Source organism: Photobacterium angustum (genome assembly GCF_003026365.1).
Lineage (GTDB): Bacteria > Pseudomonadota > Gammaproteobacteria > Enterobacterales > Vibrionaceae > Photobacterium > Photobacterium angustum.
Genome location: NZ_PYOM01000002.1, coordinates 276,830 through 289,803, shown reverse-complemented (window position 1 = coordinate 289,803; position 12,974 = coordinate 276,830). Strand labels below are relative to the sequence as shown.

Below are 12,974 nucleotides of genomic sequence, written 5' to 3'. Positions count from 1 at the left end.
TCACTCACCTGCACAATCAAGTGGTTGGTTGATGATTTTATCCTGGTTTTGATCCCAGTATAACGAAATATTTTTCACTGCTTTGACGACTGCTCGTGGTGTTATAGTCGCACCTGTGAATTGATCAAACTCACCACCATCTTTACGCACTTTAAATGATGGGTCGTTATCCCCATTTACACGCTTACCATTAAAGCTGTAAATCCAGTTACTAACAGTGGCTTCAATTTTATCACCCAATCCTGGTGTTTCGTTTTGTTGTAATACACGAACGCCAGTGATCACGCCTTTCATGTCTAAACCAACAATAATTTTAATTGCGCCGCTATAACCGTCAGGGGCGATACCTTCAATAGCTACACCAACAGGCTTATTATCTTTTTTAGCAATATAAGCTGGCATCTGAGCTAATGTACCTAACCGCTTATGATCTCTAACTAAAGTACAACTTTTGTAGAGTAAGTTGTCGTGGTTTGCTACGGGAATCACTTGGTTTAAAGTATCCAGTAACTGTAGGCGCTGCTGTTCTGCTATACGATCTTCCGTTAGGTAGTTAGTCAGGGCTACTAGCGCTGTCGCTAAACACGCAAAAATTGCAAGAATAGCACCGTTTTTTTTCATTGCATTAAACATGGCTGTTCTCTTAATTAGTGCCCGTAAGTACGAGGACGAGTGTAGTAATCAATAAGTGGTACACATAAGTTACCAAGTAAAACGGCAAAGGCAACGCCATCTGGGAATCCACCCCATGTACGGATCAGATAAATCATGACACCGATAAAGCCACCAAATATTAAACGGCCTTTTACCGTTGTTGATGCTGTTACCGGATCGGTGGCAATAAAGAAAGCACCTAACATGGTTGCACCAGAAAATAGGTGGAACAATGGAGAACCAGTCGTATCAGGGTGCACAATGTAAACAAGACTACTGATCAAAAATAGTGACGTTAGCATAGCAACAGGGATATGCCATTGAATAACACGAAGCTTTAATAAGATTAAACCACCAACAAGGAAGCCCATATTAATCCATTCCCAGCCAATACCCGCAATCGCACCGTAAACAGGTTTTGCCATTGTTTCAGCTGTTGTAAAGCCTGTGTGTAACGATGTTTTTAGAGTATCTAGCGGTGTTGCCATCGTGTAACCATCAACTGACATTTTCAGTTGCGGAACACTAAATCCATCTTGAGTAAAGCCAGTAAAGATTGCATAAATACTATCCATAAAGTTGGCTGGTTGAGCACTCAATGATGCTGGTGGTAACCACGTTGTCATCTGTACTGGGAATGAAATTAGTAGTACGACATAAGCAATCATCGCGGGGTTAAATAGGTTTTGTCCAATACCGCCATAAAGGTGTTTTGCAATGACTATAGCAAAGAACACACCAATAACAGTCAACCACCAAGGTGCTAATGGTGGGATTGATAAACCAATTAATACGCCAGTAAGCAGGGCTGTGTTATCTCTTAAATAAGGTACAACTGGACGTTTACGCAGTTTTACAATAATAGCTTCAAATATGATTGCAGATATAGATGCTAATACAATTTGGATCAGAGTACCGAAACCAAAGAAGTAGCATTGAGCAATAACGCCAAATACCGAGCATAATATAACTGTACGCATAATAGCGCTGGTGCTTCGGCGGTTATGGTCATGGGGTGAACTGGCAATATTAAACGCCACGGTTAATCTTCCTCAATGTTTTGTTGTTCTTTGGCGGCTTGCTTTGCCGCTTTTCTTGCTTTAGCGCGAGCGACGGCAGCAGCAACAGCAGCTTTTTTCGGATCTACGTTTTCAGCTTCATCTAGAGATTCCGATGATGATTCAGCTTGTGCCTCTGCTTGTTGTGCGGCTTTTCTTGCTTTAGCACGAGCAACGGCAGCAGCAACAGCTGCTTTTTTGGGATCAACGTTTTCAGCTTCAACAACAGGTTCCGATGATGATTCAGCTTGTGCCTCTGCTTGTTGTGCGGCTTCTCTTGCTTTAGCACGAGCGACGGCAGCAGCAACAGTGGCTTTTTTCGGATCAACGTTTTCAGTTTCAACTACAGGTTCCGATGCTGATTCAGCTTGTTGTGCGGCTTTTCTTGCTTTAGCGCGAGCGACGGCAGCAGCAACAGCGGCTTTTTTCGGATCAACGTTTTCAGCTTCAACTGCAGGTTCCGATGATGATTCAGCTTGTGCCTCTGCTTGTTGTGCCACTTTTCTTGCTTTAGCGCGAGCGACGGCAGCAGCAACAGCGGCTTTTTTCGGATCAATGTTTTCAGCTTCATCTACAGGTTTCGGTGTTGATTCAGCTTGTGCCTCTGCTTGTTGTGCGGCTTTTCTTGCTTTAGCGCGAGCGACGGCAGCAGCAACAGCGGCTTTTTTAGGATCAACGTTTTCAGCTTCAACCACAGATTCTGGTGTTGATTCAGCTTGTGTTTCTGTTTGTTGTGCGGCTTTTCTTGCTTTAGCACGAGCGACGGCAGCAGCAACAGCGGCTTTTTTAGGATCAAAGTTTTCAGCTTCAACTTCAGCTTGTGTACCTGATTGTTGCGCAGCTTTTCTTGCTTTAGCGCGAGCCACGGCGGCTGCGACAGCATCTTTTTTATTGTCATTTTCAGCTACAGGTTGGTTATTTGCTGTAGCTTCTTTTTCAGCCTTACGTTCACGAGCTTGACGTTTTCGCTCTTCACGTAATTTCGCCATTTCACTGTTATCTGGCAGGCTCTCTGAAGTTGCACCTTGTGCTGAAGCTGCTTGTTTTGCTTTTGCTTTTGCAATCGCTGCTGCAACAGCAGGTTTCACTTCAGCTGTATCTGTTTTAGCGGCTGCTGCTTGTTTGGCTTTTACGCGGGCAATAGCAGCTGCGACTGCATCATCACCCCCAGTTTTTGCCATTTCATCACGACGAGAATCAGCAGCTTTTTTAAAGCGGTTTTCACGTTCAGCCTTATCACGCTCCATGCGTGCTTGTTTTGCTTCAAAGCGTTGACGAGCTCGTTCTGCGTTCATTTCATCTTGGCTACGCGCCCAGATCTCAGCTTTTGCTTGGCGATAGTACTGAACAAGAGGGATCTCACTTGGACAGACATACGCACAGGCGCCGCATTCAATACAATCTTTTAGATTATATTCTTCGCACTTGTCGTAATTTTGATCCTTGGCGTACCATTGTAATTGCTGTGGGAGCAATGATGATGGGCAAACATCTGCACAAGCAGAACAACGGATACATGCCATTTCATAGGTATGTAATGGGAGTTCTTTGCGTTTTGGTGCCAAAATACAGTTTGTTATTTTGGTGATCGGCACATTGGAATGCGGGAGGGTAAATCCCATTAACGATCCACCAATGATCACACGAGGATGTTTTTTATCGGCTTTATAGCCAAACTTATCTAACAAGTAGGCAATCGGTGTACCTAACATGGCAAAAACATTACCACGTTTCTTAAAGGCTTCACCAGTTAGTGTAACAACACGCTCAATCAGTGGTTCACCGTCGATAATAGCGCGCTTAATTGCAAAAGCAGTACCTATGTTTTGCATGATAACGCCAACAGAAGTTGAACGTGACTGACTTGGTACTTCTCTGCCTGTTAGGATTTTAACTAACTGTTTTGAGCTACCTGATGGATATTTTGTTGGTACAACACGGATCAGAATGTTGTCTGCTTCGGTGACATGCTGCTCAAGGGCTTTAATCGCTTCAGGTTTGTTATCTTCAATACCGATGATTGTTAGCTTTGGGCTAATAATATGTCGAAGGATACGAACCCCTTCGATCACTTCTTCAGCATAATCACGCATGAGTCGGTCATCGGCAGTAATATATGGCTCACACTCAGCCGCGTTAATAATTAAAATATCAACATTACCTAAACCGCCTTGAAGTTTTCTTGCGGTAGGGAAACCAGCACCACCTAATCCAGCGATACCGCTTAAACGGATTGTTTCGATCAATTCTGCGGGATCACGATCTTGATAATCGGCATATGTTTTTTTCTCACCCCACGTATCAGTGTGATCTGGGTGAAGAACGATACATAAATCACTTAAACCTGAAGGGTGAGCAGTAGTACGTTGTTCAATGGCTATTACTGTGCCAGATGTAGGCGCATGAACAGGGACACACATTGCAATGTCACCTTGTGTCAGTGCTTGACCTTTTTGCACTTTGTCGCCAACAGCAACAATAATGTCACCTTTAGAACCAATATGCTGCTTAAGTGGTAAAACGAGTTCTTGTGGAATGCCAGCACTAACGATAGGTGCTTGATTCGAGATTTTTTTATTTTCAGCAGGATGAATACCGCCGTGGAAATCCCACAACTTGCCTTGTTTAATTTGCTCAATGATAGATAGCATAACTACGACTCTACCTTTTCTGTACTCGGTGCATCACTGATATTTACGATTGGAATTTGGTTTAGTTGCCATTTCCAATTATCAGGCGTTTCTTGAACTGGGATCATTTCGATACAGTCAGTAGGGCAGGGAGCAACACAGAGATCGCAACCTGTACATTCGTCTTTGATGACCGTATGCATAGATTTAGTGCCGCCGACAATGGCATCGACAGGGCATGCCTGAATACATTTAGTACAGCCAATACACATATCTTCATGAATAAAAGCGACTTTTTTAATATTTTCTTCTTCACCTTGGGTTGAATCAGGAACATCAACACCCATTAGGTCAGCTAATTTTTCAATAGTAACTTGACCGCCAGGAGGACATTTATTGATCACATCGCCATTGGCAATCGCTTCTGCATAAGGGCGACAGCCAGGATAGCCACATTGGCCACATTGAGTTTGTGGCAGAATGGCATCGATTTGCTCAACGATAGGATCGGCTTCAACTTTAAATTTAACCGAAGCAAAACCAAGAATTAGTCCGAAAATGGCAGCCAGAATAACAATAGCAATGACTGCGATAAGGATCCCACTCATTACAATTTCACCAATCCAGTAAAGCCCATAAATGCAAGAGACATCAGTCCTGCGGTGATCATCGCAATGGATGCGCCTTTGAATGGCTCAGGTACATCTGCTGCAGCAATGCGTTCACGCATAGAAGCAAATAAAACAAGCACAAGTGAGAAACCCACTGCGGCACCAAAACCATAAATAACAGATTCAATAAAGTTATGACGCTCATTTACGTTTAATAGGGCTACACCTAACACGGCACAGTTAGTGGTAATAAGTGGTAAGAAAATACCTAATAAACGATAAAGCGTTGGGCTTGTTTTATGTACGACCATTTCTGTGAATTGCACAACAACGGCAATTACTAGAATAAAGCTAAGTGTGCGCAGATACTGAATCCCTAGTGGATCCAAAATGTAAGTTTCAACAAGATAAGCACAAACAGAAGCAAGCGTTAGCACAAAAGTGGTTGCTAAGCCCATTCCAATAGCTGTTTCTAATTTTTTAGATACGCCCATAAAAGGGCATAAGCCTAAAAATTTAACGAGTACAAAGTTGTTAACCAACACTGTACCAATAAGTAATAGGAGGTATTCAGTCATACCGGCTTCATTATTATTAAAAGAGATCTAAGCATTATCTGATTTTGTTGCCGTTATAACAACTCCTGTGGTGTAGGGTTTTAGCGATTATTGTGTTTTTCATAAACATAGATCATGAAATATAAGTTTTTAATTTAGTCACTACGTCTTTGTTTAGCTGTGCGATCAAAAAACACCCACTGCATATGACGCAGAAGTTATCAGTTTTTGGTTTTGTGTTTATTAATTGTTATTTGACTGTATGTCTTAGCCAGAAAGCTTGTGATGGTGAGTTAAGTTTTCGCAAAATATGTTTGGATAGCTTGTAAAGCAGTTTTAAACCTCGTTTTATGTAAGGGCACTTGTGATCATCGTGTGAGATGATGGCATCATTGAATGAGCATAGGATAGATGTGATGGATATTTTATTATTGAGTAACGGTAAAATTGCAGGTAATACCCATGTAATGGAATTTGCGGGTGATGCAATTGTTGAGCAAGTTAAGCGAACTGGCGCTAAACATTTTCTTGTTATTCCTTATGCTGTGATTCGATCGAGTCATGATGATCGTGTGGCTATGGTACAAGCGACATTTGATCGTTTAGGTATTGATTGTATTGCAACAGGTATTCATCAAGCAGCCGATCCAGTTAAAGCCATTGAGGAAGCTGAAGGAATTATTGTAAGTGGTGGTAATACATGGGTCTTAAATAAAAAACTTCATGATTTAGGTTTAGTTGGACCGCTACGTAAGGCAGTATTAGCGAAAGGTATTCCTTATATTGGTTGGAGTGCAGGTACCAATATTGGTTGCCCAACTATTCGCACCACTAACGATATGCCGATTGTCACTGGTGCAGTGCTAAGCTCACTTAACTTTGTTCCTTTCCAAATAAACCCGCATTATCTAGAAGCTTCGGTTGAAGGTCATATGGGAGAAACCCGTGATGAGCGTATTCAAGAGTTTTTAGAAGTGAATAAGCATGAGCCTGTTGTGGGGATTCCAGAAGGGACATGGTTGCAGTTATTAGATGGAAAGTTAAGCTACCATGCAGCAAATGGTAAGCCATTAAAGCTATTCCAATATGGCGTAGAACCTGTTTATTTTGAGGAAGGGCAAGATATTCAATTTATGATGGAATATAGCTGTTAATACATCAGACAATACCCTACTAAAGATAAGCCAGCGATATGCTGGCTTTTTTTTGGTGTGGTTATATAAAAGGCTTAATTTCACGAAAGTGCATCTAGGTGCGTATTAAATAATGCTTGATTTTTAGAATAGTAGATTTGACCAGTATTTAACTTAGTTATCCACAAAAACTGTGGATAAGTGTGTTCATTTCATCTTGTAAACGTATTGGAAAGTGATGGTTTGAGCTTATCGCTTTATTATGTTTGAGAGAGATGAATGATAAAAAGGTACTAATTTCAAATACTATTATTGATTATATTCATATCTATAAGTGTTCTTGCCAAGAAAGCAGACATTATTAATGCTTGATTTTCTGTAAGCTAAAAAATTGAATAGAATAGGTATAAGCTGTGGATGTAAACGTTAATGATTAATTGTTTTTGAAAGGTTAACGATATGAGGCTTAGATGTTTCTTTTAGGGGAGTGCATAATACGTCTTACAACATAGTTGGTCAATTGATCTAGATTCATTTTTCTGCGTTATTTTGATCTTTGGATAATAATTTCATAAAAAGAGATAAAAAAAATCATATATTTTTTAACTTTTTTGCTCATTGTGAAATTCACCATTTAACAATGACAACCTAAATATTGTTATTAATTAGTTGGTTATATTTTTATTTCTACGGTGATAAGCATCAATATTCTGAAATTCAGAACGACATATAAGTCTGGGTTATTTATCCTTTATTTATATTCATGCGGTCACTTTTACCTTATCCATCCTTCGCTTTATGATTCATTCCACATTAAGTTCCTGGATTCGAGTCAGGCATTTAAACTTATGATTTAAGATAAGGGTACTTAATGCCTACACGTCAAATTTAGCTAAACGTTTTGCTTAAAAGTTGAGTTAGCTTGTTACAATGTAATGTTGTTTGCTTCAATATTAGTTAGTTAAGACCCAAAGGGGGCTATTTTCAGACAGCTGTAAATAGTTGTGGTCTTTTATTCTGTGAGTCATGTTTGGTGTTCAAACTCTCAGTGTTCACTTAACTAATATTGAAGCTATTTTTTTATCTGCAATTTAGTTTATTCATCTCAAGTATTTCCAGTAGTTGACATTACTAATGGTCTATCCACAATGTAAACAGTAATTTATTGCTGGATATGTAATTTATGAGCGACTTATTTTCTCTTGCTTCTGAATATTCACCATCAGGAGATCAACCTACTGCTATTGCTCAATTGGTTGATGGTTTAGATTCAGGACTAGCGCACCAAACGTTACTTGGCGTAACAGGTTCAGGTAAAACGTTTACCGTTGCCAATGTTATTGCTCAAGCTAATCGACCTACTTTGATCCTTGCACCAAATAAAACGTTGGCAGCACAGCTATATGGTGAGATGAAAGAGTTCTTTCCAAATAGCGCCGTAGAATACTTTGTATCCTACTATGACTATTACCAGCCCGAAGCGTATGTGCCTACAACGGACACATTCATTGAAAAGGATGCGTCGGTTAATGCTCATATTGAGCAGATGCGACTATCAGCAACCAAAGCCTTAATGGAACGACGCGATGTTATTATTATCGCTTCTGTGTCTGCTATTTATGGCTTGGGTGATCCTGATTCTTATTTAAAGATGATGCTGCATGTTCGACGTGGTGATTTTCTTGATCAACGTGACATCCTTCGTCGACTGGCTGAGTTGCAATATACCCGAAATGATATGGCCTTTGAGCGCGGTACTTTTCGCGTTCGTGGGGAAGTGATTGATATTTTCCCAGCAGAGTCAGAAAAAGAAGCGATTCGTCTTGAGTTATTTGATGATGAAGTGGAATGTATTTCATCCTTTGATCCCCTGACTGGCAGCATCACGCATCGTGATATGCCACGTACCACTATCTATCCTAAAACACACTATGTTACGCCACGAGAGAAAATCTTAGACGCGATTGAAGGGATAAAAAAAGAACTGGTTTTGCGCAAAGAGCAGTTTTTAGGTAACAATAAACTCTTAGAAGAGCAGAGAATTAGTCAGCGCACACAATTCGATATTGAGATGATGAATGAACTAGGCTTCTGCTCTGGTATTGAAAACTACTCACGTTATCTTAGTGGGCGTGCTGAGGGTGAGCCACCACCAACACTGTTTGATTACTTACCTGCTGATGGCTTACTAATCATTGATGAATCACACGTAACTGTGTCGCAAATTGGCGCGATGTACCGTGGTGATCGCTCTCGTAAAGAAAACTTAGTTGAATATGGATTCCGTCTTCCTTCTGCGCTTGATAACCGACCGATGAAGTTTGAAGAATTTGAATCGTTAGCGCCTCAAACGATTTATGTGTCTGCTACACCGGGTAATTATGAGATTGAAAAGTCGGGTAATGATATAGCAGAGCAGGTGGTACGCCCTACGGGATTACTTGATCCTGAAATTGAAGTGCGTCCTGTTGGTACACAAGTGGATGATTTGCTCTCTGAAATACATATTAGAGAGAAAAAAGGTGAGCGAGTATTAGTTACGACCCTTACTAAGCGTATGGCAGAAGATCTTACTGAATATCTTACAGAGCATGGTGTGAAGGTACGCTACTTACACTCTGATATTGATACTGTAGAGCGGGTGGAAATTATTCGCGATTTACGATTGGGTGAGTTTGATGTGTTAGTGGGCATTAACTTATTGCGCGAAGGTTTAGATATGCCTGAAGTGTCATTAGTTGCGATTCTAGACGCTGATAAAGAAGGTTTCTTACGATCTGAACGTTCATTAATACAGACGATTGGTCGAGCTGCTCGAAACGTAGAAGGGAAAGCGATTCTTTATGGTGATCGTATTACGGGTTCAATGGAGCGTGCAATTAACGAAACTCAGCGACGTCGTGAAAAGCAAATTGAATATAACCTTGAGCACGGTATTACACCTCAAAAGTTGAACAAGAAAATTGGTGACATTCTTGAACTAGGTGCTCCAAGTTCTCGAGGTAAGTCGCGAAATAAAGCGGCAGATCTTCACAAAGTGGCAGAAAGTAAAGGAATGTATTCTGCGCTTTCTCCACAAGAGCTAGAGTCACAAATTCAGGTATTGGAAAAACAAATGTACGACTTTGCACAAAATCTTGAATTTGAACAAGCGGCAGAAACTCGCGATAAGATCCATAAACTAAGGCAGCAATTTATCGCCAATAGTTAATTGGCTATTGGCTATTTTTCTTGTGGATCTTGAATTTTAGGCAAAAAAAAGCCAACCGATAAAAAAGGTTCGGTTGGCGTCATTGTTTTAGTGAAAAAAATCCACAAACAACGTCAGTTGGCTAGGTTGACTCTTAACTTAAGAGTCACGTTATATAAAGCATGTAGTGTGCCAACTTTTAAAAATCGTATTTTTTTAAACAATCCTGCGTGTTTCCTATCTTTGAGTAGCACTTATTTGCTTGCGCTTAAGCACAAATAAAAACAGATATTCGCAATTTGCGAATTAATTTGCGAATCAATATGGGATAATTGAAAAAAAAGAAATCTATCCCCCATATTTTTTTCTATTGATTACAATTAGTTTAAGGGGCTTGTTTTAGGAGGAGCAATGGAGAGCAGAATGCAGCAACGCCAAGTATTAATGGTTGAAGATACAGCGTCAGTTGCGGCCTTGTACAAATCTTACTTAAACCCTCTTGGACTTAATGTAAGCATTGTTGGTACAGGGAAGGAAGCACTGAGCTTTATTCAAGATATTATTCCTGATCTAATTCTATTAGATCTCCGTTTACCTGATATGACGGGAATGGAAGTGCTTGAACGTGTCAGAAAAGAGCACGGTAATGTTCCTGTTGTAATAATGACTGCACATGGTTCTATTGATATAGCGGTTGAAGCTATTCGTTATGGCGCACAAGACTTTTTAATTAAACCTTGTGAGGCTGATCGATTACGAATTACAGTAAACAAAGCACTTAAAGCCGAAAGTAAATCGAATACCAGTACTCAATCTAAGCAATCAGATGGAGCACAATATCAAGGATTTATTGGTAATAGTTTACCAATGCAGGCGGTATATCGCGTTATTGAATCTGCAGCTTCAAGTAAAGCGACGGTATTCATCACAGGTGAAAGTGGTACGGGTAAAGAAGTGTGTGCAGAAGCGATTCATGCAGCCAGCCCACGTCACGATAAACCGTTTATTGCTCTAAACTGTGCTGCTATTCCTAAAGACCTCATTGAAAGTGAATTGTTTGGACATGTAAAAGGTGCATTTACAGGGGCTTCAACGGAGCGACAAGGTGCAGTTGAAATGGCACATAATGGCACGCTAATGCTTGATGAGCTATGTGAAATGGATCTTGATTTGCAAAGTAAATTGTTACGATTTATTCAAACCGGAACCTATCAAAAAGTCGGCTCATCAAAAATGAGCAGTGTTGATGTCCGTTTTGTTTGTGCAACTAATCGAAACCCTTGGGAAGAAGTTCAAGAAGGTAGATTTCGAGAAGATCTTTACTACCGTTTACATGTTATTCCTATCTCTTTACCGCCGTTACGGGAGCGTGGCGGAGATATTATAGAGATCGCTCATGCGCTATTAGGTTTGATGTCGTTGGAAGAAGGGAAAAGCTTTAGTCGTTTTTCTGAGCCAGTTTTACGATTATTTGAGTCCTACTCTTGGCCTGGTAATGTACGTGAATTGCAAAATGTGATTCGTAATATTGTGGTTTTGAATACTGATGATGAAGTAAAACTGGAAATGGTTCCGCCGCCTATTAATTCAATTAACGGCGTAGAAATTGCATCTTATTCCAAGGTTACACCTGAAAAAGTACAGAGAGAAAACCTTGCTGATGAATCTATTTATTCACATGATCATCAAAAAAATAAAATAGAGCCGCTCTGGGTTGTTGAAAAAAGAGCGATTCAATGGGCGATTGATGCTTGCGATGGCAATATTCCAAGAGCGGCAGGCTTACTGGAAGTCAGTCCATCAACGATATATCGTAAATTGCAATCTTGGCAAGACACTAATGCCAGTGCTAGGGAGATGGATTAAATGGCAACAACGATAAATTCTGAGACAATTAAACGCCTTGCTGATGAAGTTGGTGAGGATACCGTGTCATTGCTATTAAATGTTTTCAGTGATGAATTAGAACAATATTCAAAGCAATTATCGGCACATCCTTCCGTTGATCAAATTGGCGAAATTAGCCATGCAATAAAAAGCAGTGCCGCAAGTTTTGGCGCGGACGATTTAGCATTAATGGCACAAGAATGTGAATATCGAGTAAAACAAGGACAAGATGATTGGATGATTGACCATTTATCTGAATTTAGACAAATGGTCGAAGGTATGGTGGTTGAATATAAGCAATTAGCTGGAAATCATGAGCTTATCAACCGCATGCTTTAACTTATCTCGGTCATGTCTCCACTCATGATTACTGGATGCAAGATCTTCAATTTGCAAATTAAACTTACTGTTTAAATCTGTATGAAGTTTATCGGTCAAGATTGTATCTATCTTGCGTCCATTCATTGCTCTTTCGCACCAATGTAACATGGTCTCTAGTGACATTTTCCCCGCTGGACCGTGTTCCTTATCAAGGTTAGTAATAAACACGATTTGTGCGTTACTGTTTTTTAACGCGATACCTAAATCACGTAATAGTAAGACAGGCATAACGCTTGTTAAGAAACTACCTGGGCCGAGTAATATCAAATCAGCTTGATTGATTGCGTTTAAAGCCTCTTTTGTTGCAGGCACTGCAGGTTCGAGATAGAGGCGTTTAGGCACTTCTTGTAATTCATCGACACTGGTTTCACCATTTATGATCTCACCACTGTAGGTAATAGCAGCGAGATCTGATGGATGTTCTGACATTGGAATGATCTGAGTTTCAACATTTAACATATCTCGGATCAGATTAATTGCATCAAGTGGGCGAATCGAGAGGTTATCTAATGCCGTAAGCATTAAGTTACCTAGATTATGACCATTCAACTCACCATTACCTTTAAAACGGTATTCAAAAATCATCGAACCAATTGACGGCTCTGTAATTAATTGATTAATACAGTTACGCATATCGCCCCAAGCAATACCACCTTGGCAAGCTCTAATACGACCCGTTGAACCACCATTATCGGTTGTCGCGACAATACCTGTTACTTTTGAACCGTAACAAGAAAGCGAGGATAGGATCCGTCCTAAGCCATGGCCGCCACCGATGGCAACAATATTCTTTTTCAATTTATCTGCCTTAAGCACAGTGTAGGCTGTGTAGTATTTTTATAAGAAATCAGATTAGCAAATAAAGTATTGTGT

General features: G+C 40.3%; 10 protein-coding genes. 4 read left to right on the top strand and 6 right to left on the bottom strand.

Annotated features, from left to right (window positions below):
• From rsxG to rsxA, 5 genes are read right to left on the bottom strand one after another with little or no spacing between them, the layout of a single operon-like run.
• The gene (gene rsxG / locus CTN01_RS03315) at window positions 1-633 is read right to left on the bottom strand and encodes an electron transport complex subunit RsxG (protein ID WP_045083335.1); all 633 of its coding nucleotides are present in this window, start codon (window positions 631-633) and stop codon (window positions 1-3) included.
• Window positions 634-647: 14 nt separating this feature from the next.
• A complete protein-coding gene (gene rsxD / locus CTN01_RS03310; protein WP_045148405.1) occupies window positions 648-1,694 on the bottom strand; it encodes an electron transport complex subunit RsxD in 1,047 nt (348 codons plus the stop codon).
• Window positions 1,695-1,696: 2 nt separating this feature from the next.
• Window positions 1,697-4,363 carry an electron transport complex subunit RsxC gene (gene rsxC / locus CTN01_RS03305; protein ID WP_107342084.1) on the bottom strand — a complete coding sequence of 889 codons (2,667 nt, stop codon included), beginning with the start codon at window positions 4,361-4,363 and terminating at the stop codon, window positions 1,697-1,699.
• Window positions 4,364-4,365: 2 nt separating this feature from the next.
• A complete protein-coding gene (gene rsxB, locus CTN01_RS03300; protein WP_045083336.1) occupies window positions 4,366-4,950 on the bottom strand; it encodes an electron transport complex subunit RsxB in 585 nt (194 codons plus the stop codon).
• Window positions 4,950-5,531, bottom strand: coding sequence for an electron transport complex subunit RsxA (gene rsxA / locus CTN01_RS03295; RefSeq protein WP_045083337.1), 582 nt, complete (start codon window positions 5,529-5,531; stop codon window positions 4,950-4,952). The genes rsxB and rsxA overlap by 1 nt, the downstream gene beginning before the upstream one ends.
• 395 nt (window positions 5,532-5,926) lie before the next feature.
• Between rsxA and pepE the strand changes: the two genes are divergently transcribed.
• The 4 genes from pepE (at window position 5,927) to CTN01_RS03275 (ending at window position 12,059) form a co-directional block, all read left to right on the top strand.
• Window positions 5,927-6,664, top strand: coding sequence for a dipeptidase PepE (gene pepE / locus CTN01_RS03290; RefSeq protein WP_045149556.1), 738 nt, complete (start codon window positions 5,927-5,929; stop codon window positions 6,662-6,664).
• A 1,162-nt stretch (window positions 6,665-7,826) separates the two neighbouring features.
• Window positions 7,827-9,854 carry an excinuclease ABC subunit UvrB gene (uvrB, locus tag CTN01_RS03285; RefSeq protein ID WP_045083339.1) on the top strand — a complete coding sequence of 676 codons (2,028 nt, stop codon included), beginning with the start codon at window positions 7,827-7,829 and terminating at the stop codon, window positions 9,852-9,854.
• 390 nt (window positions 9,855-10,244) lie between these two features.
• The gene (luxO, locus tag CTN01_RS03280) at window positions 10,245-11,699 is read left to right on the top strand and encodes a quorum-sensing sigma-54 dependent transcriptional regulator LuxO (protein ID WP_181318072.1); all 1,455 of its coding nucleotides are present in this window, start codon (window positions 10,245-10,247) and stop codon (window positions 11,697-11,699) included.
• Entirely contained in the window at window positions 11,700-12,059 is a 360-nt protein-coding gene (locus tag CTN01_RS03275; protein ID WP_045149552.1) for an Hpt domain-containing protein, read from the top strand.
• On the opposite strand, the gene yvcK is transcribed toward CTN01_RS03275, so the two are convergent.
• Window positions 12,021-12,917, bottom strand: a complete 897-nt coding sequence (yvcK, locus tag CTN01_RS03270; protein ID WP_045149550.1) for a uridine diphosphate-N-acetylglucosamine-binding protein YvcK — start codon at window positions 12,915-12,917, stop codon at window positions 12,021-12,023. The genes CTN01_RS03275 and yvcK overlap by 39 nt on opposite strands.
• Window positions 12,918-12,974: the final 57 nt, after the last annotated feature.

Coding starts and splice junctions, on each gene's coding strand:
- rsxG (WP_045083335.1), bottom strand. CDS start 633: ATGTTTAATGCAATGAAAAAAAACGGTGCTATTCTTGCAATTTTTGCG.
- rsxC (WP_107342084.1), bottom strand. CDS start 4,363: ATGCTATCTATCATTGAGCAAATTAAACAAGGCAAGTTGTGGGATTTC.
- rsxB (WP_045083336.1), bottom strand. CDS start 4,950: ATGAGTGGGATCCTTATCGCAGTCATTGCTATTGTTATTCTGGCTGCC.
- rsxA (WP_045083337.1), bottom strand. CDS start 5,531: ATGACTGAATACCTCCTATTACTTATTGGTACAGTGTTGGTTAACAAC.
- pepE (WP_045149556.1), top strand. CDS start 5,927: ATGGATATTTTATTATTGAGTAACGGTAAAATTGCAGGTAATACCCAT.
- uvrB (WP_045083339.1), top strand. CDS start 7,827: ATGAGCGACTTATTTTCTCTTGCTTCTGAATATTCACCATCAGGAGAT.
- luxO (WP_181318072.1), top strand. CDS start 10,245: ATGGAGAGCAGAATGCAGCAACGCCAAGTATTAATGGTTGAAGATACA.
- CTN01_RS03275 (WP_045149552.1), top strand. CDS start 11,700: ATGGCAACAACGATAAATTCTGAGACAATTAAACGCCTTGCTGATGAA.